This window comes from Variovorax paradoxus EPS (assembly GCF_000184745.1).
GTDB classification, from domain to species: Bacteria; Pseudomonadota; Gammaproteobacteria; order Burkholderiales; family Burkholderiaceae_C; genus Variovorax; species Variovorax paradoxus_C.
Window position 1 is genome coordinate 6,022,171 of record NC_014931.1, and the last position, 23,954, is coordinate 6,046,124.

The 23,954-nt window shown below is 64.4% G+C and carries 19 protein-coding genes; 9 read left to right on the forward strand and 10 right to left on the reverse strand.

The annotated features are described in order from the left end of the window. Positions 1 to 6 precede the first annotated feature (6 nt). From VARPA_RS27625 to VARPA_RS27640, 4 genes are all read right to left on the reverse strand, one after another. Positions 7 to 519, reverse strand: a complete 513-nt coding sequence (locus tag VARPA_RS27625; protein WP_013543888.1) for an Hcp family type VI secretion system effector — start codon at positions 517 to 519, stop codon at positions 7 to 9. A 91-nt stretch (positions 520 to 610) separates the two neighbouring features. Continuing rightward, the gene (tssC, locus tag VARPA_RS27630) at positions 611 to 2,101 is read right to left on the reverse strand and encodes a type VI secretion system contractile sheath large subunit (protein ID WP_013543889.1); all 1,491 of its coding nucleotides are present in this window, start codon (positions 2,099 to 2,101) and stop codon (positions 611 to 613) included. A gap of 2 nt (positions 2,102 to 2,103) precedes the next feature. Beyond that, entirely contained in the window at positions 2,104 to 2,619 is a 516-nt protein-coding gene (tssB, locus tag VARPA_RS27635) for a type VI secretion system contractile sheath small subunit (RefSeq protein WP_013543890.1), read from the reverse strand. A gap of 124 nt (positions 2,620 to 2,743) precedes the next feature. Then, a complete protein-coding gene (locus VARPA_RS27640; protein ID WP_013543891.1) occupies positions 2,744 to 3,409 on the reverse strand; it encodes a lipoprotein in 666 nt (221 codons plus the stop codon). 233 nt (positions 3,410 to 3,642) lie between these two features. Between VARPA_RS27640 and tssJ the strand changes: the two genes are divergently transcribed. The 4 genes from tssJ to tssA all read left to right on the forward strand — a co-directional run bounded on the left by tssJ (position 3,643) and on the right by tssA (position 7,620). Continuing rightward, positions 3,643 to 4,266, forward strand: coding sequence for a type VI secretion system lipoprotein TssJ (tssJ, locus tag VARPA_RS27645; RefSeq protein ID WP_013543892.1), 624 nt, complete (start codon positions 3,643 to 3,645; stop codon positions 4,264 to 4,266). Between the two features lie 72 nt (positions 4,267 to 4,338). Then, positions 4,339 to 5,685, forward strand: coding sequence for a type VI secretion system baseplate subunit TssK (gene tssK, locus VARPA_RS27650; RefSeq protein ID WP_013543893.1), 1,347 nt, complete (start codon positions 4,339 to 4,341; stop codon positions 5,683 to 5,685). A 25-nt stretch (positions 5,686 to 5,710) separates the two neighbouring features. After that, a complete protein-coding gene (icmH, locus tag VARPA_RS27655; RefSeq protein WP_041944055.1) occupies positions 5,711 to 6,493 on the forward strand; it encodes a type IVB secretion system protein IcmH/DotU in 783 nt (260 codons plus the stop codon). Beyond that, the gene (tssA, locus tag VARPA_RS27660) at positions 6,490 to 7,620 is read left to right on the forward strand and encodes a type VI secretion system protein TssA (RefSeq protein WP_013543895.1); all 1,131 of its coding nucleotides are present in this window, start codon (positions 6,490 to 6,492) and stop codon (positions 7,618 to 7,620) included. Before icmH ends, tssA begins: the two co-directional genes overlap by 4 nt. A 39-nt stretch (positions 7,621 to 7,659) precedes the next feature. On the opposite strand, the gene VARPA_RS27665 is transcribed toward tssA, so the two are convergent. The 6 genes from VARPA_RS27665 to VARPA_RS27690 all read right to left on the reverse strand — a co-directional run bounded on the left by VARPA_RS27665 (position 7,660) and on the right by VARPA_RS27690 (position 16,130). Then, complete coding sequence (locus VARPA_RS27665; protein ID WP_013543896.1) at positions 7,660 to 8,481, reverse strand: OmpA family protein; 822 nt, start codon at positions 8,479 to 8,481, stop codon at positions 7,660 to 7,662. A 7-nt stretch (positions 8,482 to 8,488) separates the two neighbouring features. After that, a complete protein-coding gene (gene tagF, locus VARPA_RS27670; RefSeq protein WP_013543897.1) occupies positions 8,489 to 9,478 on the reverse strand; it encodes a type VI secretion system-associated protein TagF in 990 nt (329 codons plus the stop codon). Then, complete coding sequence (gene tssM, locus VARPA_RS27675) at positions 9,475 to 13,320, reverse strand: type VI secretion system membrane subunit TssM (RefSeq protein WP_013543898.1); 3,846 nt, start codon at positions 13,318 to 13,320, stop codon at positions 9,475 to 9,477. Before tssM ends, tagF begins: the two co-directional genes overlap by 4 nt. 24 nt (positions 13,321 to 13,344) lie before the next feature. Continuing rightward, positions 13,345 to 14,844, reverse strand: a complete 1,500-nt coding sequence (locus VARPA_RS27680; protein WP_013543899.1) for a hypothetical protein — start codon at positions 14,842 to 14,844, stop codon at positions 13,345 to 13,347. A gap of 87 nt (positions 14,845 to 14,931) precedes the next feature. Then, complete coding sequence (locus tag VARPA_RS27685) at positions 14,932 to 15,225, reverse strand: PAAR domain-containing protein (RefSeq protein WP_013543900.1); 294 nt, start codon at positions 15,223 to 15,225, stop codon at positions 14,932 to 14,934. Between the two features lie 59 nt (positions 15,226 to 15,284). After that, complete coding sequence (locus VARPA_RS27690) at positions 15,285 to 16,130, reverse strand: M15 family metallopeptidase (protein WP_013543901.1); 846 nt, start codon at positions 16,128 to 16,130, stop codon at positions 15,285 to 15,287. Between the two features lie 76 nt (positions 16,131 to 16,206). Between VARPA_RS27690 and VARPA_RS31475 the strand changes: the two genes are divergently transcribed. The 5 genes from VARPA_RS31475 to VARPA_RS27715 are packed head-to-tail and all read left to right on the forward strand — an operon-like array spanning position 16,207 to position 23,913. Then, positions 16,207 to 17,106, forward strand: a complete 900-nt coding sequence (locus VARPA_RS31475) for a hypothetical protein (RefSeq protein WP_167330562.1) — start codon at positions 16,207 to 16,209, stop codon at positions 17,104 to 17,106. 27 nt (positions 17,107 to 17,133) lie between these two features. Continuing rightward, positions 17,134 to 20,268 (forward strand): type VI secretion system Vgr family protein, encoded by a 3,135-nt coding sequence (locus VARPA_RS27700; RefSeq protein ID WP_013543903.1) that lies wholly within the window; start codon positions 17,134 to 17,136, stop codon positions 20,266 to 20,268. Further along, positions 20,265 to 22,334: a transmembrane protein gene (locus VARPA_RS27705; protein WP_013543904.1), complete on the forward strand. Its 2,070-nt coding sequence runs from the start codon at positions 20,265 to 20,267 to the stop codon at positions 22,332 to 22,334. Before VARPA_RS27700 ends, VARPA_RS27705 begins: the two co-directional genes overlap by 4 nt. Continuing rightward, positions 22,334 to 23,581 (forward strand): hypothetical protein, encoded by a 1,248-nt coding sequence (locus tag VARPA_RS27710; RefSeq protein WP_013543905.1) that lies wholly within the window; start codon positions 22,334 to 22,336, stop codon positions 23,579 to 23,581. The genes VARPA_RS27705 and VARPA_RS27710 overlap by 1 nt, the downstream gene beginning before the upstream one ends. Before the next feature lie 41 nt (positions 23,582 to 23,622). Next, positions 23,623 to 23,913 (forward strand): hypothetical protein, encoded by a 291-nt coding sequence (locus tag VARPA_RS27715; RefSeq protein WP_144299054.1) that lies wholly within the window; start codon positions 23,623 to 23,625, stop codon positions 23,911 to 23,913. Positions 23,914 to 23,954 lie beyond the last annotated feature (41 nt).

The window sequence follows — 23,954 nt, forward strand, 5'->3', positions numbered from 1 at the left end:
AGGGCGTCAGACCGAGTAGGTCTTGTCGTTCTTGGTCAGGCTCCAGGCGCCTTGCGAATTGCCGCCCTGGTTGCCGCCGATTTTTTGCTGCGTGTACTTCCACTGCACGGCGGCGTACTTCAGCGAGAAGGTCTCGCTCGGCACGCTGGCCACGTCGTTGCTCACGACCTTCGGGTTCACGCTGGCGATCAGCACGTACTTGAGCTTGATCTCCATGTACTGCACGCGCTTGCCTTCGCCGTCGGCGCGGTAGAACTGCACGGTCACCTCGTCGAAGGTGGTGCCGCCCGAAGCGTGCTGATACAGCAGCGGGCTGACCACGTCCATGTCCTTGGTGAAGATCATTTCGCCGTGCTCGCAGCGCTCGGCGGTGTGGCCGCCGGCGGTCGATGCGGTGGCCGAACGCGGCTGCACGATGCTGTGCTGCCAGGAGCTGACCTCGACCCAGTCCTTGTGGTCCTTGTCCTGCGACTCGCCGTTGATGGCCGGGCTGCCGAACTTGACGTAGATATCCTTCATGTTTCTTCCCCTTCTTGATTGATTGACTGATTGACTGACAGTTAACGTGTTGATGCGCAGCCCCTCGGCCGCGCGTCCGATCCGCCTCTTCTTACTTATTCACTGACTTCGGCAGATCGGCGACCAAGCGCAGTGAAATCGACAGCTCATCCAGTTGAAAGTGGGGCCGCAGGAAAGCGACCGCACGGTAGACACCAGGCCGGCCGGGCACTTCGCCCACCTGGATGGACGCTTCCCGCAAGGGGAATTGCGCCTTCTGTTCCTGCGTCGCGTTGTCGTCGAGCAGCACGTACTGCGCGATCCAGCGATTGAGGAACTGTTCGACGTTGTGTGCCGAGGCAAAGCTGCCGATCTTGTCGCGCATCATGGCCTTGAGGTAGTGCGCGATGCGGGACACGGAGAAGATGTACTGCAGCTGCGCCGAGAGCACCGCGTTGGCGTTGGCGCTGTCGGTGTTGTACTTCTTGGGCTTCTGCAGCGACTGCGCACCGAAGAAGGCCGCGTAGTCGGAGTTCTTGCAGTGCACGAGCGGAATGAAGCCCAGGTCGCTCAGTTCCTTCTCGCGCCGATCGGTGATGGCGATCTCGGTCGGGCACTTCAGGGCGATCTCGCCCTCGTCGGTCTTGAAGGTGTGCGTGGGCAGGTCTTCGACCAGGCCGCCGCCTTCCACGCCGCGGATCGCGGCGCACCAGCCGAAGTCGTCGAACGCGGCCGTGAGGCGCGTGGCGAACGCCCAGGCGGCGTTGCACCAGAGGTACTTGGAATGGTCGGTGCCGTCGACGTCTTCCACGAAATTGAAGCTGTCGACCACCGTGCCTTCGCGCGGGTGATAGGGCAGCCGGCCGAGGAAGCGCGGCAGCGTGAGGCCCACGTAGCGCGAGTCTTCCGAATCGCGGAACGACTTCCACTTGGCGTATTCGACGGTGTCGAACACCTTGGCCATGTCGCGCGGCTTGCCCAGGTCGTCGAAGCTCTCCAGGCCCAGCAGCTCGGGCGACGCGGCGCCGATGAAGGGCGCGTGGGCGGCAGCGGCCACGTGCGCCATCTGGTCGAGGAAGTACATGTCTTCCGGCTGGCGCGTGACGGCGAAGTCGCCGACCAGTGCGCCGAAGGGCGCACCGCCGAAGGTGCCGAATTCTTCTTCGTAGACCTTCTTGAACATCGCGCTCTGGTCGAACTCGACGGCCGCCTTGAAGTCGCGGATCAGGTCGCGCTTGGTGGCGTTGATGACCTTGATCTTGAGCATCGTGCCGGTGGGCGTTTCCTTCACGAGGTACTCGAGGCCGCGCCAGGTGCTCTCGAGCTTCTGGAACTCGGGCGCGTGCATCACGGCGCTCAGCTGCGCGGAGATGAGCGCGTCCAGATCGGCCACGCGGGCGTCGATCATGGCCGAGACGTTGTCGGAGACGATCACCGAGCCTTCGAGCACCTGGCTGACCAGTTCGCCGATGAGGTCCTTGGCGCGGGTGTGCTCGGCGTCGGACTTGGCGACCTTGCTCTTCTCGACGATCTGGTCGAGCAGGTCGACCGAAGCTTCAGGCGAGGCGGCACCGCTGGATGCCGAAAGTGCTTGCGCAGTCATGTTCAGCTTCCGTCCTTCTTGCCGGCGCCCTGCCCCAGGCGCTGGAGTTGCTCGGTGTTGTTCAGCACGTCGGCCAGCAGGTCTTCGAGCTTGCTGTTGCCGGCCATCTTGTTGCGCAGGTCCGCCAGCTTGGTGCGCGCGTCGAGCAGGCGCTTGAGCGGCTCGATCTGGTCGACCACGGCCTCGGGCGAGAAGGCGTCCATCGAATTGAAGGTGAGGTCGACGCCGAAGGTGCCGCCGCGCTCGTCGAGCTTGTTCTCCACCTGGTAGGCCGCGCGCGGGGCCAGGCCCTTCATGACGTCGTCCAGGTTGTCGCGGTCGACATTGACGAACTTGCGGTCCTTCAGCTTGGGCTGCTCGACCTCGGACTGGCCAGCCAGGTCGGCGACCACGCCAACGACGAATGGCAATTCCTTTTTCTCGATGGCGTCACCGAGTTCCACGTCGTACGTGAGTTGCACGCGCGGCGGGCGCACTTTCTGCAGGCGCTTTTGCACACTCTGTCTTTTGGTCGCCATGACTTCAATACCTTCCGAATAGGACTGCGAGACGAATTACTACTTTTGTGCGTCTTATTGCGAGCACGCACGCAATTCAATTAATACTTTGGTTTAGAAAACCAATTCAATGTGCCAAAAAGATTTACTTGAGCGCATCGAACGGATTGGCGCTTCCACCCGCGCGCGGTGCGGCGGCAGGCGCCGGACGCGCCGCCGGTGCCGGCACCGGACGTGCGGCGGCAACCGGGGTGGGCGGCGAAGCAGGCGATGCCGAGGCCGACGGGGCGGGCGCGGGGGCCGGACTGCTGGCCACGGGACGGCGCACAGGCGGCTTGGCGTCGGCGCCGGTCGGCACCAGCACGGAAAGGCCGAGGGTTTCGCGCAGCAGCGCGGCGAGCCGGTAGGCGTCGGCGTTGACGTCGCCGCTCAGGGTGTTGTCCTTGCCCAGGTCCTCGATGGAACGGGCTGCCAGACGAAGCCCGCCCACGGCGGTGATGCTCTTGGCCTGGCGGCTGGTGGGGTCGCGGCGCAGCGTTTCCTCGGCGGACGAGATGGCGAGGCTGTAGCGGCCTTCGTTGAAGTAGATCTGCGCGATGCGCGACCACGGCTCGCCGCGGGTTGGGTTGTCGGTGGCGATCTTCTGGTACTGGCGGATGGCTGCGGACTTGTCGCCGGTGGCAGCGGCTGCGGCGGCGTCGGCTTCAGCCAGGCTCTTGTTGAAGGCCTCGGCGGACTGCGCGACCGCGGCGTCTGGTGTTGTGGTGCAGCCCGACAGGAAGCTGGTGGCTGCGATGGCACCAGCAATCATCGTGCAAGTCATGTACTTTCGAATCAACACAATCCCTCCGCTTGGATCTGACTTTTTTTGGCGGGCCGCAATGATTCAATACGTTGCGGCCAATGGACAATACACGATACTACATATTTGTTTCCACTTGAATAACTAAAGTCACGTAACCCAAACTGCTTAATTGCGAAACCAAAGGGCTAATTATTTAAGCCTAATGACATCAATTGATTGCAGTTACATCAGCAGTCCTAATGAAAATACCAGTCACGATTGGCGCGCTGCTGATGACGCTCCTGCTCGCCGGGTGCAGCTCTCCAGCCCTCACGATCGCCAACATCGCCCTGGAGGCGAGCGGCCTGAAAAAGCCCGAGTTGCCCGAGTCGCAGAAGCCGCCGCGCAAGGTGTCGATGTCGATCGCGGCGGGCAAGAACCTCAACGCCGACAGCCGCAACCGACCGCTCGCCGTGGTGGTGCGCATCTACAAGCTGAAGGAAACGACGGGCTTCTACCAGTCGTCGTTCGATGCCTTCGTCACCCCCGGACGCGACAAGACGCAACTGGGCGACGACCTCGTCGAGAGCCGCGAGATCACGCTCATTCCCGACCAGCAATACACATGGACCGAGACCGTGCCGCGCACCGCCAACGCGGTGGGCGTGGTGGTGCTGTTCCACTCGCCCGACGCCCAGCGCTGGCGCTTCGCCTTCAACGCCGCGGACGCGGAAAAGACCGGCATCGTGATGGGCGCGCATGCCTGCGCGCTGACGGTGACGCAGGGCGCGGTGGTCGGTCAGCAGAACGCGCAGGGCGGCGCCGCGACCGGCAACGCGCTCAACCTGCTGGGCCCGGTGACCTGCCGGCCCTCGCCGGCTTGATCCGCCCGACGTGCTTGTCCACCAGCAAACTACGATGCGATACTGCCGAAAAATTGAGGGAGCTGATCCGCCGTGAGCTATGCCGCCAAGGTCCTCTGGGGAGAGGGCTTGTTTCTACGCCCCCAGCATTTCCAGCGCCAGGACGCGTACCACGAGGCACGCTTGCGCGCCACGGCGCAGACGCTGCATCCGTACTTCTGGGGCGTGCGCTCCATCAGCTTCGACCTGGACGCGCTCGCGAGCGGCATGCTCCGCGCCTCGCAGCTGTCGCTGGTGTTCCCCGACGGCGAGCCTTACTCGGCACCGCAGGCCGACGCGCTGCCCCCGCCCATCTCGCTCGATACGCTCAACCCGGGCCAGAACGAGATCACCTTCTACCTGGTGCTGCACCCGGTGAAGGAGCTGGGCAAGAACTACACCGACCCGAACGAAGAAGGCTTCGCCGCGCGCTACACCAGCGACGCGACGCAATCGCTCGATCTCTTCACGAACGCAGTGAGCGCCGAGGTGGTGTTCCTGCGCAAGAGCGTGAAGCTCCTGGCCGACACCGAGCCGCGCGAGCAGTTCGTGTCGATCCCGGTGATCCGCATCCGCCGCACCGCCGCGGGCGGTTTCGAAATCGACCGCAGCTTCGTGCCGCCGTGCACCTCCATCGACGCCTCGGCCACGATCTTCCAGCAGCTGCGGCGGCTCCTGGACGTGCTGCAGGCCAAGGTCAACTCGCTCTATGGCATTCATCGCGAGCCGAGCAAGAACATCATCGAGTTCCGCTCGGGCGACATCGCCTCGTTCTGGCTGCTGCACACGGCCAACTCGGCATTCGCTTCGCTCTCGCACCTGTTCCATCACCCGTCGCTGCATCCGGAGCGGCTGTTCCAGGAACTGCTGAGCCTGGCCGGCGCGCTGATGACCTTTGCGAAGACCTATTCGCTCAACGACCTGCCGGTGTACGACCACGAGAAGCCGGGCCCTGCCTTCGCCGAACTCGACCGCATCGTGCGCGACCTGCTCGACACGGTGATCTCGACGCGCTACTTCGCGATCGCGCTCACCGAAACCCGCAACGCCTTCTACCTCGGGCGCCTGGATTCCGGAAAGATCGACGAGAAGACCGTGTTCTACATGTCGGTCACCGCGAGCATGCCGGCCGCCGAGCTGGCCGAGGCGGTGCCGCAGCGCTTCAAGATCGGCGCGCCCGAAGACGTCGACAAGCTGGTGCTCTCGGCCATGCCGGGCGTGCGCATCGTCTACGCGCCGCAGGTGCCGCCGGCCATTCCGATCCGCGCGGGTGCCTGCTACTTCTCCATCGACAGCAAGAGCCAGCTGTACGACCGCATGCTTCAGGCGCAGAGCGTCACCATCTACGCGCCGGCCGGCATTCCCGACATGCAGCTCGAACTGATTGCCGTGACCGGCTGATCTTCTGATCGCAATGAACACCACCATCAACAAGGCCCCCTCCCTGCTCGGCGCCGACGCACCCGCCGCGTCGTTCACGCCCGCGGGCGCCGCCCCCGACGCGGGCGCAAGCCTGCTCGACCTGCTGTACGACGGCTTCGTGATGCTGTTCCTCTTGAAGAAGAAGCAGCAGCCCGCGACCACCGAGCAGTTCCTCACCGGCATCCGCAATTACCTGGGCGAGTTCGAGCGCAACGCGCGCAAGCTCGACGCGACGGCCGAGCAGATCCACGCGGCCAAGTACGCCTTTTGCGCGACCATCGACGAGTTCGTGCTCTCGGCACCCGAGTTCGCGATCCGCTCCGAGTGGGAGCGCCGGCCGCTGCAGCTCACACTGTTCGGCGACCAGCTGGCCGGCGAGAACTTCTTCCAGATGCTCGAGGTCGAGCGGGCGCACGGCGCCGCGCGCATCCAGACGCTCGAGGTGTTCTACATGTGCCTCTTGCTGGGCTTCCAGGGCAAGTACGCCATCGACGGCACCGAGAAGCTGGCTTATCTCACCGCGCGCGTGGGCGACGAGATCGCCAACGCCCGCGGCAAGCGCACGCCTTTCGCACCGCACTGGCCGCTGCCCGACCTGATCTCGCACTCGCTCAAGCGCGAGGCGCCGCAGTGGGTGGTGGCCGCACTGTTCGCGCTCATCGGACTGCTCGGCTTCATCGGCCTCTCGGCCCACATCGGCAGCACCACGCAGGGCACGCTCGCGAGCTACCAGGACATCGTGAAGCTCGGCCCGCGCCAGGCCAACCTGACGATCTCGCTGCCATGACGACGCGGCTCGACCTGCCGGCCCTGCTGGCCCCGATCTCGGAAGCCTCGCCCTGCGGCGAGGACATGCTGTTCTCGCGGCAGTTCGACGCCATTCAAGAGGCGCGCAAGCACGACGACCCGTCGCTCGAGCAGGGCGAGTGGGTCATCGAGCTGAAGGAAGCCAACTGGCCCTTCGTGATCTCCGAGTGCGAGAAGCTGCTGCGCGACTCCACCAAGGACCTGCGGCTTGCCGTGTGGCTCACCGACGCGCTGGCCAGCCAGCGCGGCTTCGAGGGCCTGGCCGATGGCTACCGCCTGCTCACCGGCCTCTGCCAGCAGTACTGGGACCAGCTGCATCCGCTGCCCGAGGGCGGCGACATCGAGATGCGCGTGGGCAACGTCACGTGGCTGATCGGGCGTTCCGTCGAACTGCTGCAGCGCGCGCCCATCGTGAGCGATGCCCACACCGGCTACGGCGCACTGGTCTGGGAGACCGCACTCGCGCTCGACCAGAGCATCCGCCGCACGCCCGCGCAGGCCGACGAGTTGCAGCGCAACAAGGTGACGGTCGAGCAATTCGACCGCATCCGCCGCGCAACGCCCGCCAAGTTCCTGCAGAAGACGCATCGCGACGTGCAGGCCTGCGAGCAGGCGCTGGCCGAGTTCGAGGCCGTGTTCGACGAACGCACCGCCTCCAACGGCCCGAGTTTCCGCGCCGCCAAGGATGCGGCCGCGGCCATCCGCCAGACGGTCGAGCGCTTCGCGCGCGAAGCAGGCGTGCCGATGGACAGCGGCGCGCCGACCGCGCCCGCAGCAGCGCCGGCCGCCGCCGGTACGCCCGCGCCCTCGCGCATCGAGCCGGTGTTCGATGCCGTGGTGCCGCATCACGCGCCGGCGGCGGCACCCGCCGCGCTGCCGCCCGGCATCCACAGCCGCGCACAGGCCATTGCCCAGCTCAAGGAAGTGGCGGCGTATTTCGAGAAGACCGAGCCTTCGAGCCCCGCTGCCTACATGGCGAACAAGGCCGCGCGTTGGGCCGACATGCCGCTGCACGCGTGGCTGCGCAACGTGATCAAGAACGAGCAGGAACTGGCCCAGTTGGTGGACCTGCTCGACCTGCCCAAGAACGACGACGAGTCGCGCTGAACGGCAACCCGCGAACGCAGGTCGCCGAGCGCCCGATCGTCAGGTCCGCCCGACCCGGAACTCGATGCGCCGGTTGCGTGAGCGGCCTTCGTCGGTCGCGTTGTTCGCCACCGGCTGATCCGGACCGACGCCCGAGGTCGTGAGCGTCATCGGATCGATCCCCTTGCCCACGAGATAACCCTTCACCGCCTCGGCGCGCGACTGGCTCAGCGCCAGGTTCGACGCCCGGCTGCCGGCGTTGTCGGTGTGGCCGATCACCGCCACCGACTTGTTCGTGAGCTTCTGCAGGATCGGCGCCATTTCGTCGAGGATGTCTCGGCCCTTGCGCGTGAGCGTGGCGCTGCCCAGTTCGAACTCGATGGTGCGGTTGGCCAGCGCCTGGTCGACCGTGATCTGCTCCGACACCGGCACGCGCAGGCTGTTCTTGATGGTGTAGGTCGGGTTGAGCGAATTGGCCATGTCGCTCACGATCTTCTGGCGCAGCGCTTCGTTGCCGACCTCGCCGCTCAACGCCATCTGCGTGCCCTCGATCTGGAACTGCCCGCGATGGATGTCCTTGAGCGCGGGCGTGATCAGCCGCTGCACATTGGCCGACCAGTTGGCGGGCATGCTCACGGTGTTCACCACCTCGATCTTGTCGACAACGCCGCTCGGCCCGTAGATGCGACGCAGCGCCTCGATGACGGCGACGCGCGTGGCCTCGTCGGGCACCTGCCCGCCGGCCACGACCTGCTCGCCCTTGGCGCTGGCCGCTGGCGTGGTTTCGACCCGGGCGCCGGGAGCGGCTGCCGTCTGGGCCTGCACGGCGCCGACCATTACGAGACCCAGGGTGAACGACAAAACGCGCAAATAACTTTTCATGACCGTGTCATTCCCCGATGAAGACTTCGCGAAAAGCCGCAAGCACGATGTCCAGCGGCAGCTGCGGCTGGTCCAGGTAGCTCACCAGCTTGAACATCGCGTAGTTGCTGTGGATGGTGTCCTCGACCCACTCCGGGTTGTCGATGTCGATGTTGTGCTCGGTGTAGACCTGCGGATGCAGCACGCTCTGCAGGCTGCGCGGCGACAGGCCGTTGAAACCGATCACGAGGCGCGAGCGGCCGTCGATTTCGGTGGCCATCAGCACCAGCTCGAAATCGGCCTTGGCGAGAAACTGCGACACCAGCTCGAGCCAGAACGTGGCGATAAGCGAGCGGTCGATCGGGTCGCGCGGCAGCGGCAGCGTGAGCCCTTTTTCCAGGTGCGACACCGCGCTCGCCATCACCGGCTGCAGCAGCAAGCCCAGCGCCAGGATGGCGCGGCGCAGCGACACCTTGTGGCCGTCGAAGTTGAGCATCTGCTCGATGCGCAGCAAACTCGTCTCGCGCGTGAAGGCCGCGTAGGTGGCACGTGAGGCCGACTTCTTGAAGCCCGTCTCGATGGCCGGATCGAGCGCCTCGAAGCGCTTCAATTCGCCGTCGAGGTCGGTGCCTTCGGCCAGCGCGTTGACCTGCACCGCCATGCGGTCCCAATAGGGGCCGACGAGCATCGGCGCACCGCGCATGAAGTCGAGCGACTCGTCGACTTCCACCGAGGTGGCGGCGAGGAACGGATAGCGGCGCGACGACTCGTCCCGGCTCGCTTTCAGATGCCCCGCGATGGCCACGCGGCTGCGCGAACCGAGGCAGACGAAATGGATCGGCGCCGCGTTGTCGTAGATGATCTTCCAGCGCGGGTCTTCCGACAGCATCTCCATGGTCTGCGACAGCCAGTTGTCGAACACCTTGATGAGCTGTGGGTTGTAGAGGCCTTTCACGAAGTCGCCGCGGCCGGGCAACTTGCCGAAGTAGCACAGCTGTTGTGCCTGCAGCGCGCTCATTTGCCAACTCCCTGTGCCGATGTCGCCGGTGCCCCCGGTGCCGTTGCCGCAGGCGTTGCGCGCGATTGCGCAGGCACGCCGATCTCCGCCACCGACGAAGGCAGCACGGTGCCGCGCAGCCCCTTGCCTTGCGGCGAATCGCCGCCCGTGCCGCCCGACTGCGTGTTCTGGATCACGCGCAGCTTGACGGTCACGCTCGCGTTGTCGCGCGCCCAGGTGAGCTCGAAGCTGCCGTCCGGCAACTTCGTGCGCTGGGCCGTGCTGAGCAGCCGCTCCAGCCCGAAATTACCCGGCTCGTTGATGAGCTCGACGGTGCGCCCGTCGAAGGTGACGGCGGTGATCCGCGCGCCCGGCGTGCCCTGCGCGTTGGGCCACACGAAGTTGGACCACTGCGGCGGCGTGTTGCGGTAGCGCAGCTGCTGGCCATCGATTTCGACCATGTATTCCGTCAGGCCCGAGACGGGCTGCGGCAGGATCTGGAACAGCGTCTGCGGCTGCGCGGCACCGGCGCCTCCGCCAGCCGCGGCGCCCGACAGCGGCGCGACCCATTGCGAGAAGCCGTTGACGAAATCGGGACTCAGCGTGAGGCCCTGGTCGCCCCAGGCGCGCGGCGAGAGCAGGTCACCGCGGCGGATGACCAGCGAGCCCAGCGTCGTCGTCACGAACTTGCCGATGGCGCCTTCGGGACCAAAGAACTGCGCGATCTCCGCCGGCGAAGCCTCGATCTTCGCGCCCGCGGCGAACGGGTACTTGGTCGCGAGCGACTGCTGGAACGGCTGATGCACCTGCGCGCTCCAGATCTTGTTGACCTCCACCGCCGTCGGCTGGATCGTCACCGCATAGGCCTGCAGCAGCGGCCGAACCAGCAAAGGCCGGAGGGCCTGGCGCTGCGACGCGTCCATGCCGGTGAGCATCTGCTCGTCGACGTACTTGAGCGCATCGGCCAGCTCGGAGCCATTGCCTTCCAGCGTCTGCTGCATCAGCTGGCGCGCGCCCGGTCCGGGGTCGCCCTGGTTCTTGATCTGGTTGAAGCGCCCGCGCAGCTTCGACAGCGTGCCGAGGTAGCCGCGCAGGAGCGAGGTGTTGTCGCGCTCGACCACCAGGCGCGCGACGCCCGCGAATTCCCGGCCGATCGGGCCCATCGGAATCTCGGTGCGGTTGCCGCTCGCGTCGATGTTCACGTTGACCTGCGAAGGCGTGGCGCGACTGAAGAGGTTCTTGAACCAGTTCAGCGCCCCGGTGCGTGCCTGCTGCAGGCCGGCATTGACCAGCGATGGGTTGTCCCACGAGGTCTGGTCGTAGACGGTGTCGAAGACCTTGCGGATCGGCGAGTTCTGCGGATCGCCCAGCAGGTTCATCGCCACCACGGCCTGCTCGAAGCTGCCCATGTCCTTGACCGCGATGCCCTGCAGGAAGCGCTGCCACTCCTTGGCGTACTCCAGCTTGTACATGGTGGCGAGCGTCTTGCGGATCTGCTCGGGGCTGCCTTCGAGCGTCAGGTCGTCGTTGCCCGCGACGTTGAGCACCCAGTCCTTGCTCGATGTTTCCTTGTTGGCGGCATCACGGATGGCGTCGTCCACGTACTGCTGCCAGGCCTCGCGCGTGAACGCGCCCGAGATGGCGACGCTGCCGGCGATGGTGCCCTCGCTCTCGGCGCCGGCCGTCGCGCCCAGGATGCGCGCCACCGTCATTGGAGCGAAGCGTGTGGAGGCACGCGCCTTGATCTCGGCATACACCCGCTCGCGCGCCGGCATGCCGCGCACCACGCGGCGCAGGTTGTCGCGCGTCTGCTCGACCAGTGCGAGGTTGGTGTCGGCCAGCGCGGGCCAGTTGTCGTCGCCCACGCGGCGCAGGTAGAAAGTGATCATGCGTTCGGCGTCGCGGATGACCGCGGCGCGCGGCATGTCGCCACGGTTGCTTTCGAGCCAGCCGCGCCAGAAGCGCGATATCTGGTCCGTGAGGTGCGCGGTCTCCACCTGACGCTTGTCGGACAGCATGAGATACGTCTTGAGCGCGTTGTAGGCGTCCTGCACATCGGCCGGCGACGAGCCCGCATACAGGCCGCCGCTCTCTGCAGCGGGCGGCGTTGCCGGCGTGGCGGCCGACACAGCGACCGGCGCGGCAGGGTTGCCCGCTGCATCGGCACGCCGGAGCCGTTCCGGATGCGCGTTGACCTCGCGAAGGAACGCCTGCAGGTTGTCGGACACCGGCGCGAGCATCAGCTGCTTGACGCCGCCGTAATACTCGGCGACGAGCTTGTCCTCGAGCTGGTTGCCCTGGTAGAGGCCGAGCGAGAGCGACAGCGGACGGTCGTTGCGAAATTTCTCGAGTTGCTCGATGCGGTCCTGCAGGATGCCCAGTGCCTCGAAGCGCGTGCGCAGCCCGTTGTCGCTGGCCTGCAGCTTGACCACTTTGTCGAGGTCGGCCTGCACGTTCTCCACCAGCTGCCGGTTGCCCAGGTACGACCAGGTCCATCCGCCGAGCAGCAGCCCCAGCACGGCGACGAAGGCAAAGAAGCTCACGTAGCGCACGCGGGCCTTCACCGGGCTGGAGAACTGCCGCACCGTCTTCTTGTCGGCAAAGATCACCTTGGAAAACAGGTCGCGCAGGAAGAATCCGTTCTGCGAATAGATTTCCTTGGACTTGCTGGCCGCGTTGTTCAGCGTGAGCCCGAAACGCTTGGCGATGCGCTCGGTCGACAGGCTGCGCATCGTGCCCTCTTGCAATGCGCTGGTGAAGTAGAAGCCGCGGAACACCGGCTTGTGCTGGAACGGATTGCTCTCGAACAGCGTGGCGAGGAAGGCGCGCAGCGCGGGCTTGATGGCTGCGAATTCGAGCGGAAAGATCAGGAGCTCGGGCGACGGATCGCTGCCGCGGTGGCTCGCGAAGTGCGAGACGCTGATTTCCTTCAGGCCCAGGTAGAGCTCGTCGAAGCGCTTGTCGAACAGGGCCACCGCGTCCTGCTTCTCGTCGCCGTCGTAGGGCAGCGATGCGCCCCACACGCGGTCGCGCTCCATCTTGTCGCTGTCGCCGAAGAACTCCGCAAAGCCGGTGATCAGGTCGGCCTTGGTGAACATCACGTAGACCGGTGCGAACACCTCGAGCCGCTCGGTCAGCTCCTGCATGCGCTGGCGCAGATTCTTCGCAAGCTGGATCGCGAAATCGGGCCGGCTGCCGATCAGCTCGGGAATGCTCGCCGTGATGATGATCCCGTTGATCGGCGCCTTCGGCCGGTACTTCTTGAGCAGGTCGAGAAAGCCGAACCACTCCTTGCGGTCTTCCTGGTGAATCGAATAGCGGCCCGCGGTATCGAGCACGATGCCTTCGGTGGTGAAGAACCAGTCGCAGTTGCGCGTGCCGCCGATGCCCTGGATCACCGCGTTGCCCTTGTCGGCGAACGGGAACTGCAGGCCCGAATTCAGGATGGCGCTGCTCTTGCCCGCCGCCGGGTTGCCGATGACCATGTACCAGGGCAGCTCGTACAGCGCCTCGCTGCCCGACATCTGCCCGATCTTGGACGTCTTGATGGTCTTGACCGCCTCGACCATGCGCCCGCGCAGCTCGTCGATCTCGGCCTTGCGCTCGGGATCGCTGTCGCGCACGGCGGCATCGGCCTGGTCTTCGAGCATGTCGCCGAGCTTGCGGTTGGCCGAGCGGGTGCGCATGCGCCGGATGAACCACACGAGCAGCCACAACAGCAGCAGCACGGCGAAGATGCCGACCGCCCAGATCGCGCCGATCTCGAGCGTCTGCGCGCCGATCAGGAGGAACGCGCCGAGCGCGATGGCGCCGATCACCGAGAGGGTGCGCGGATCGGCCAGGAAACTGAAGAATCGCCGCATAGATGTTTCTGGAATCGGTCCGGTTTAGGTGGCTTGTCGTACGGAGTTCGGAGGGGTCGGCGGGCTCGCGGGGCCGGCCAGCATGGCCGTCCGGGCGCGCGCGTCCTGCACGGACAGCGCGAGCACATGCCGTGAATCTCGCACGGCGAGGTGACACGCCAGTGCCACGGCGGTCATGTCGGCCGCGGCCCCCAGATGGCCCAGGCTCGCGCAGACGGAAAGGTTGTTTTCGAAGGGCACGTGCGGCAGCCGCTCCTGCACGAGCTTGGCGACTTCGGTGACGCGGCTTGTGCGGTGATCGGCATCGCTCACGACCCAGTCGACGGTGTCGGGCTGCACGGCCGAAGCGGAGAGCAGGCGCTGGGCGAAGAGATCGAGCAGGCTCGCGTCGGGCATGCGCGCGGTGTCGGCGGACTCGTCGCGCTGGCCGCTTGCGCTGCGCGAGAGCACCAAGCCGTGCGGCTGCGCGAACAGCCCATCGCCGGCGCGCGCGAGCAGCAGGCCCGCGGCTGCTTCGCCAGGCACGCGACCGTTGCGGCGCGCCGCGGAATGAAGCAGGCCTTCGGCCTCCCAACGGGCGATGCATTCGTTGGAAATCGCGGAGTCGGCGGCCAATGCGATCCACAGCGCGGGCCGCTGTTCTCGGTGAAGCGCGAGGTTGATGCGGTCGAGCAGCGCCATCGCGGAAACGCCGGCTTCGCTCTTGAAGCAGTCGACGGTCCAGTGCTGCGAGGGATCGGCCTCGCGTGCGAGTTGCTGCACCCATTGCGTGGCGATCGCGCGCTCGCTCTCGCTCCATGCGCCCGGCAACAGCAGCGAGATGCACAAGTACGGCGCGGCAGCCGGCCCGGGAATGACTTCGCCGCTCGACACGAAACGCCCGGGCGCTCGCACGGACAGGGCATCGCCGGCATTCAGGATCGCATCGGTGGCAGAAGCCAGCAGCTCCTGCAGCACGTCGGACATCAAGTGGATGGCACGCAGTCGGTCGTCGGTCAGCGCATCGGCATCGAAAGCTTCCGGTGCGGGCCGCAGGGTCTCGCGCAGGTGTTCGCGGAGTTCGTTCGCGTCGAGGCCGGCGACGCAGCCCGCGAGCATGGGAAAGCCTTCGCCGTCGCGCAGCTCAGGCACCAGCTCGGGCGCTTGCGCCTGGCCGACCGCGGTGGCTACCGCGTCGGCATCGTTGCCGCGCGGCGTGTGAAGAGCGAATGCGAGCACAGCCATCTGAAGACGCTCTTGCTGTTGCGCATCGGCCGTTGCCCCCGTCGACGCGGCGGCACCCGTTGCAGCGGATGCTCCGCGCGCCGTCGGAGGCAACGCAACGGCGGGCGGCGGGCTCGCGAAGATCCGCCGCAGCACAAGATAGAACACCACCAGCGCCAGCGGCAACACGACGAGATAGAGCGCGATGTCGCTCGTGCTCGGCATGCGCGCCGTGTAGTTCCAGTAGACGACCACGATCACCCACACCGTGATGAACACGGCGGAGAACATGAGGGTGGGCTTGACCAAGCGCGCCAGCATCAAGGACTCGTCGATGCCTCTGTCAGGCGGCGACGCACGCGGACGCGATGCCGCATGCCGTGCCTGCAGCCAACGAAGCGGCCTTTGTCATTCGGATGCGGAAGCGATCTGGCTGGAGAGCAACGTGCAGCCGCAGCGGGCCTTGTCGCCATGCCGCGCAACGTACCGGCCGTCGAGCATGACGTAGCGGCTGCCGGTCACGATGGGGTTGATGCCGTGGCCGGGCCGCGGACACGACACGAGGTCGCCGATGCGTGCGACGCGGCGCTCGTCGATGCTCGTGTTCTCGGACGCGGTGATCACGATGCCGCCGTGGTCGGTCTTGTCGTGCAGGACGATCCACGGACGATCGTTGTCCGCGGTGGGTTGATCCTCTTCCATTCGAACTCCCCCTTGCTTGCCTCGTTGGTTTGTCGATGCGACCGATGCCGTGCCGGCATTCAGTCGCGTGGCAATTTGAAACCGGGCTTGCGGTACTCCACGTGACCGTAGTCCTTGATTGAAGACCAGCGACCACCCCACACAAGCCCTACGGACTCGGCCACCTCGCCATAAAGACGGTAGCCCTCCATGGCCCACGGGTCTCTTTCCGAGATCACCAGCTTGCCATTGCGATAGAACGCATTGTCTGCCGCAAGTCCATATTGATGATAGCTTTGATTCGCCTTGGCGAGCGTCACCGTGTTGCCCAACGCAGCGAGTTTGGCCTGCCGTTCGGGACTGCGATAACCCTCGAGCAACGCGAGGTCGTAGCCGTGCTTCTCTTTCATGATCTTGTAGACCAGGAGCAGGCGATTGCGGAAGTCCGCATCGAGCACGGCCCAGTCGCGACTGCCTTCCTTGGTGAGCGGACGGACCTGTTCGACCTCTGCGGTTGCGAAGATTTCAGGTGGCAGCGCAGGCGGCGGCACGAGCTGCTCGCCCTTAAGAAGCGCCTCGATCTTCGGATCGCTTGTCGCCGTCGAGTCATCAAAAAACAGGACGCGTCCGGTTCCGAAGGCCACGCTCAACATCACCGGAATGACGAGCAAGCCCATGCCCGACAACAACAGATAACGATGACGTACGGCGAAAGTACGCACACCCAAACCGCCATCTCGCACCAACTGAAAACTTGCTTCGGACACAAGTCCGAATCGATGGCCTAACTTGATAAAAAAGACTGCAGTTGCAGTCGTCAAAGTGATCGTGGCTCGCAACACACGCTCACGAAAAGAAGGGAACAAGAAGATGGCAAGCGCAGCCACCATCAAGGCAAAATAACAAAAGAGAGCGAAGAAGATCAACGGTGTTCGAAGAGTGCAATTCATTGTATGAGTCGCACAACACTTCGAACCGCTCGCCGCAACAACTGCATCCAAGTTGCAACGTTGCGTCGGTCACACCATAAGCCGCGGGGAGAAAAAACATGCCTGCTTTCGGGACCACCCATCCATGATGGGCGCGCCAGACGACAACAAGGGACGGCCGAGCCTGCTCGGTTCCAGCACTTCCGCCGCGGACGCATCGTCTGCAACAGCACCCAATGCGGAATCCACGCGCGTGCTCGCGCAGCTCGGCGGCCGCGAGAGCGGTGAGAAGTCCTTCTTCAAGCGACCGAGCGTGTGGGCTTCACTCGCACTATTGATCGGCGTTGCAGGTGCCACGACCTATCAGCTGCAATCGAAACGCACCGATGCATCGGTGAACGTCGCAACCGCTACGCCAGTGAAACCCGCACCGGCAGCCGAGGCTTCACCCGTTGCGCGGCCAGCGCCCGAAACACCCGCTCCCGCCAGTACAACGACACCCGCTGCAGCGCCTGAACCGACAACCGCACGCATCGTCGAAGGCGACACGTCCTCACACTCTCAGCACCAACAGCAATCCACACCGTTCGCTGCGATCGGCGCGCAGCCCATGGTCGTTCCGCCTTCGGGCAAGTCGGCGCGCGCCGCGGCCACAACAAATCCGCCACGCGCAGAGAAGACGACGATGACTGCTGCAGCCGCAAAGAAGCCGACGCAAGTCGCTTCGTCGAAGCAACCTGTGCGCGCGGCCGACGGCAAGCCCGTCAAGACGGCAGCCAATGCATCGAAGACGCCGAAGCGCGCCAATAACAACGCCGCACAGACGGCATCGCGCCCCAGCAAGCCCGATCCCGACACCGACCTGCTGACCGCCCTCCTCAGGCGCAGCAAGGCACCAGACCCCGCGCCGCAGCCATCGGCGCTGGCCGAGGTCGCGGCGGATTGCAAGTCCGGCCAGCGATGCAAACCATGAGCCCCCGTGCCGACGTGAATCAAGACGATGCCATCCGCTGACCGCAGCGCGCTCTGGGCCGAGATCAGCCAGGCCAACCGGCTCTACCGTCTCGAGGTTCCAGGCGCTTCCACAACCAACGCCAGCATCGACGCCCTGCGCGTCGAAGGCTGGGTGCAGCGCGAGGCCGTGTCGCAGCCGTTCGAGATGCGCATCGTCTGCCTGAGCCTGCGCGCCGATCTCGCGCTCTCGTCGATGATCGATCAGCCCCTCACGCTGATCACCGTGCTGGCCAACGGCTCGACCGGCAAGCGTACCGGCCTCATCCGCGCGGTGGAATCGCTCGGCTCCGACGGCGGCCTCGCACGCTATCGCCTCACGCTCGTGCCATGGATCTGGCTGGCCACGCAGCAGGGGCGCAGCCAGGTGTTCCAGCAACGCTCGGTGGCCGACATCATCGAGCGTGTGCTCGCGCCGTATGCCGACGCGGGCAGTTGGGCCTTCTCTTCCGAGGTGAGCGGCTTCCTGGCCGATGCGCCCATTCGCACCTACTGCACGCAGTACCGCGAGAGCGACTTCGATTTCTTCTCGCGCCTGCTCACCGAAGAGGGCCTGGCCTGGCGCATCGAGGAAGACGAGAAAGCGCCCCTGGGGCACAAGCTCGTGATCTTCTCGGCGAACGATGCGCAGCCTGCGGACCCGGGCTCGCCCATCCGCTTTCATCGCAAGAGTTCGCAGGAGCGCAGCGATGCCGTGCAGGCGCTGGTGCGCCGCATGCGGCAGTCGGTGGCGCAGGTGCATTTGAGCGCATGGAACGTCGACGGCAAGCGCCAGTTGGCGGGCAGCGCCGCCGCGCGATTTGCGGTCGGCGGCAAGAACGCACCGCGCATCGAGTACGACGACGTGCTCGGCCTGAACGACCGCAGCCGCGGCTGGGACAGCAACCGCACGCTCGAACGCTATGCCGGCCTGATGATGGAAGCGGCCGAATGCCGCGCCGACGTGATGCTCGGCCACAGCACCGTGCGCACGCTGCGCGCGGGCACGCGCATCGAAGTCGACGATGCACCGGCGCTTGGATTGCAGGCGAAGCCCGCGCTGCTGTTGGACACCGTCGAGCATGTGGGCATCAACAATCTGCCGAAGGACACCGCGGCATCGATTGCTGCGCAGTTGGGCGATCTGTCGGAGCACCTTGTGTTCGACAGGCCCTGTGCATCCGTCACTGCCGAAGACGATGTGTTCGGGCTGGTGCCGACAGCCACGGGCAGCGCGCACGACGAGACGAACGATGTCCATCCGCAAGCGCAGAGCCTTGCCGCGGCGAAGACGCTTGGCTATGCCAACAGCTTCTCGGCGGTGCATCTGGATCGTCCGTGGCGGCCCGTGCTCGCGGCCGCCGACGGCGCGCGGCTGCATGCCAAGCCCACGGCCAGCGGCGTGCACAGCGCGATCGTCGTCGGGCCCTCGGGCGAGACCTCGCCGAACGGCGCGGACGAGCTGTATTGCAACGACCGCGGCGACGTGCGCGTGCGCTTCCATTGGCAGACCAACGATTCGGCCGGCGGCGATGCGCAGAACACCGGCGGCGGCGACGCCAAGGACAACCGCAGCACGCGATGGATTCGCGTGGCGCAGCGTCAGGCCGGTCCCGGCATGGGCTGGCAGTGGCTGCCGCGTATCGGACAGGAAGTGCTGGTGAAGTTCGTCGACCTCGATGTCGACCAGCCGGTGATCGTCGGTGCGCTGTACAACGGGCGCGGAGATGGCGGCATCGAGCCTACGCCTGGCGGTGCATCGCGCAATCAGGAAGGCTCAGCAAGCCAGGGCCAGCAGAGCGACGTCTTTGCGCAGGCCCGCAATGGATCGCCGAGCGCGCAGGCCAATCTCGCTGCTGGCCACGCGCCGGCCTGGCACGGTTCGAGCGCGGATGACAGGGGGCATCGCAACGCTGCGGCGCTGAGCGGCTTCAAGACGAAGGAGTTCGGCGGCGAGGGGTTCAGTCAGCTGGTATTCGACGATTCGAATCAGCAGTTGCGCGTGCAGCTGCATGCGAGCACGGCGCACAGCCAGTTGAACCTCGGACATCTGATTCATCAGGCAGACAACTTCCGCGGGAGCTTCCGCGGACAGGGGCTCGAGCTTCGCACCGATGGCTATGCAGCCTTGCGTGGTGGGAAGGGCGTGCTGTTGAGCACGTACCACGGGGCCGGTGGGAAGCAGCTTGAACCTGTTGGCGACTTTGCTGCGGGCATGGCGTTGCTCAAACAAGTGCAGCAGCTGGGGCAGGCGCTGAGCGAAGCCGCGATGAAGCACGAGACCGTGCAGCTCGCCGGGCATATCGGTTCCGACAAGGCCAACGCTTCACAGCTCGACAAGGAGCGCGCACCGTACGCGGCGATGGAGCATACGGCGAGCGGGATGGTGGCCGGCGATGCGCTGGAGACGGCGTATTCGGATGCGTCGGACAAATCCATAGCTACCGGCGATGGCAAGGTGCCGCACACGACCGATGCGGTTGTTGCGCTGGCTGCGCGCGGCGGCCTGGCGATGGTTGCGGGGCAGCAATTGCAGATCGTGGCGGGTGAGACTGCGACGTTGGCCAGCGGTGGGGATATCAACCTGGCGCTGGCGGATGTGCTGAGGGTGCATAGCGGGCAGGCTATTGGGCTGCTGGCTGGCGCGCAGAAGGCGGATGCCGAGTCGGGTCTGTCGATCATTGCGGGCAGCGACGACCTGGATTTTCAGGCGCAGCACGATGAATTGCGGGTGCAAGCCAAGGATGCGCTGAAGATCGCGAGTACCGACAAGACGGTGGAGTTCGCGGCGAAGAAGAAGATCCGCATTGCGACCGCGCAAGGCGCGTCGATCACGTTGCAGAACGGGGATATCACGTTTGAATGCCCGGGGAAGATTACCTATCACGCGGTGCAGCGGAAGCTGGCGGGGCCGACGAGCCTTCAACATCCCCTTCCCGCAAACCCCGACGCCGCGCCGTTCCAGCGCAAATACGTCATTCGACGTGCCACCGACAACCAACCGATTCCTCGCCAGAAGTATCGAATCACCATGGACGATGGCCGCACCATCGAAGGCGTCAGCGACGACAAGGGCGAAACGGAATTCGCCAAGTCCGACGGCATTCAAAACGTGGTGATTGAACTCTTGTACGACCGCGCATGACCAATCAGGAACTCGATACGCAAGCGCCCACGACATCTCCCGGGATGGACAAAAGCGATGTTCACGCCGGCTTCCTTCCCGGCCTCGTCATCTTCGTGCACGGCGTCAATTCGGACGGCGAGTGGTACGAGCAGTGCGAAGAGGGCCTGATTGATGGCCTCAATGAGCGTCTTGGTTATAGCCGGGCGTGGCTTTCGGATCGGGCAACGCTGCGCAAGGTGGAGTACAAGCCTGAACTCACCGCCGAAGGCGGCATAGATTTTGGGTTGGACGGCGACAGCTTCGTTGCCGATCCTGGCCGTTCCCCGGTGATCCGATTCCGCTGGGGCTACAAAGCAGCAGGGAAAGATGGCACAGACACCATCGACGAGAAAAAAGAATATGCCGGCAAGATTTACCTGAACGAGCTCGACGCATGGGGCGGCGGTCCGTTCCAGAATGGCACGTCGGCCTTGCCTTACATGTGGGGCAATGGCCTGGACGACCGCCTGTTCTGGTGGATCTACGCCAACATGCTGCCGGTCGAAGGACGCGACGTGTACGCCTGCCCGCCGCGCACCTACTACGCACACGGAGCGCATCGGCTCAAGGAACTCATCAAGGCCATCCGCAAGAAGCAGCCCGACTGCCCCATCACCGTGGTTTGCCACAGCCAGGGCAACATGGTCACGCTGGGCGCGGCGATGCTGGGTATTGCGGAGGGCGCGCTAGCCGACACCTACATCCTGGCCAACCCCCCTTACAACCTCGACTCCAGCACCATGGATGCGTTGTCGAACTCCGAGGGGTTCAATTTGGAGGGCGAAGCTGGTGGCGTCACCAGCGAGGCCCGCCAGGAAACGTTCAAGAACTTCTTGCAGGCAGTGGTGGAGCGCTTCAACAAGGCGCACCAGAAACTCGAAGACATCAACGACAGGCAACGCAGCCAGGATCCCGAGACGGGGGAGGATCTTTTTGTCTTGAACAATATGGGTGATGCGTCGGACACACCCTATCCCTATGTCCCGGGAGAGGACCGCGACAACCGTGGTCGCGTATTCCTCTACTGCAACCCGCACGATCAGGTTATTGGTGTCACACCGGTACAGGGCATGGGATGGCAGGGCGTGAGCAAAGCACAGCGCGATGCTCTCGACACCAACAACCGCTTTTATGTCCGCGTGTGGGCGCAACCCAAGACCGGCGGTCGCGCTGGCAGCGGCTTCCAGGTGGGCAGTCCTGACTGGAAGCAGTACAACTATCTGGAAGACAACCACAGCAAGCGTTTCTGGAATCCACCGGCGCCACTGGCTCGCTATCGACTGTCTTACAACGAGAAGCAGAGCTTCGTCTCCAAAGTGATCACAACGGTAGCCGCCCCGTTGCTGATCGTCGCCACGCGCCTAGTCAATGTGCGCATCAACGACGATCCGAAAAAAGGGTGGACGGTAAGCATCAATGCACCGGAGTTGCCGGACCCGTTCGTGCCCATGAGCCGTCGCACAGCCAATCCCAGCGTGGACGATGCGGCCGACTACAAAGGCCGTCGTGACAACGACTTCGACGAGGGCAAGGACCCAGCACGGGGCTATGTGAACAAGGATGGTGACTTCGGCAAGGCGTACGGTGTGGACGGCAGCGGCGATGCCAGCACCGAAGCGGGTCTGCGCTACGAGATCAACGCTCGCTTGAAAATGGAACAGGCGGCGGGACGGCTCGGAAAAGAAGAGAGCGACATGAAGACCCAAACCACCGCGTTTCTGAAAGAAAACCCCAACGCCACCGATCACTCGACCATCGTGGGGAACGCCATGCATGCGCGCAAGGCCATTGCCTATGACGTGGCTATTGGTTGGGTCAATCCGTCGGAGATCACAGCGGAAGATTTGAAAGACTTCAGACAGTTTGCCGACTGGCGATACCTGCACCGAAATCCGTTAGATACCCTGAACTTCAGAGAATACGATCAGAAGGGTTTTTTCAATGGCCACCAGCTCTTTCATACCTATGACATGCAGCACATGGCCGACAACGCTCCCAAGATAGTCGATAAACGCAAGAGCAACTTCATCGCCAAAATTCATTAATGAATGCACGCCGCACTTTGATGCTGGGAGCCATAGTGGCACTACTCGATTTTTTGGGGCTGAATAGACTGGCAAGCGCTCAGATCACCAAACCCACAAACACCACCAGCCCAGTGCCCCAACACAATTCCAGTTGGCCACAAGGGGCAGCAGCACAACTGATCGCAGGCAATGTCATCACGCCGCTACGGCACATCGCTTATTCAGCGGACTGGTTTCTTCGGGAGCTCATCGCTTTCAGTCCAGAAGACACACCTCCGAACTCATTTCGAGCGACCATCGTCAATAGTTCCGGAGCAGTGCCACTCGTCGGATACGTGGAAGGGTATATCTCCGATCTCGCGGAGAGCTACTCATTGCCCGTGAGCTACTTTGACCAGACGGTCGATGGCTACCACATGTTCTTGTGGAACGGCGTGAAGATGAAGGGATTGCAGATCGTCACTTCGTTGCCTGAAAGCCTGACGCAAGACGAGGTCCAGAAGCTATGGGACTACGCCTACTTGTCTTACGGCAACGTCTCCAAACCAACACTCACATCTATCCCGGGGCTGTCCGGCTGGAACGGCCTAGCGACTGCATGGAACTTAATCGCGACGCCCGAGGCCAAGGCCGTCTGGCTCACCAGTTCGGATGCACCCAGTCGCCCTAAGTACAAGCAATCCAATGAGTCTGGCGTTCAACTGATCGTGGGCCATCCAGCCTATGAAAGCGGACGCAAGCCGCTCGCCTATTTCACCGCCCCTGTGGTCGTCAGGAACAACGACGCCCAGCCCAGCTATCCCCAAGAGCGCAAGCGTGTTGCTGCTTTGCGCGAGTCGGTCGAGCAGGTCTGCGCGGCAGCGGGCCTGTCCCCCGCCGATGTCGGTACCGTCATGCGCGACAGCGGCCGGGGTTCGCGCGAGGCCGCCACGCGTCTGTCGGATACCGCAGCCGCGCTCTCCCCTTTGGCGCCCAAGCTCGATATGTTGAAGGACACGTTGGACATGACCTCGCTGCTGGGTGACCTCGGCGCATCGACGGTGAACTACTCACTTCTGATGGCCGCTTTTGCCTGCCATGAACGCAAGCACCCTGTGTTGTATCTGTCCAGCCGTGATCCCGAAGCGGGCCGGGCCATGCTGATCCTGCCATCACCGGACTATTCGGTCACGGATGAAGCTCGACGCGATCGAATGATCAAGTACGGCAAACAGACAAACCGTCCATGGTGGGGCGAGCGCAAAGACGGCAAGGCGGACTACTGATGAATATGAGCTTTGGCTCGGGCCCTCTCCGCGTTCTGACGATGAGCGTGCTGCTCGCCATCGCGTTGGGCGGTTGCACAACCTCCTTGCCGGAAAAGCAATACACCAACACAGGCTACGACGACGAGAACTACGACCTGCGGCTCTGCTGGAAGAAATTCGTTCTTCGACGTGCGACCGACAACCGCCCGATGCCCAGGGAAAAGTACGAGATTCGGGACATTCGCAATGTCCTGGTAAGTACCGGTGTCACGAACGAAAAAGGAGAGACCGTGCCCGTACGTTGTCACCCCGATGGTCCGCTGAAAATGACTCCCGTGTATCCGCGGTAGATGCCTGGGTCGGGGTCCGCCATGCCGTTCATGGACCTCAT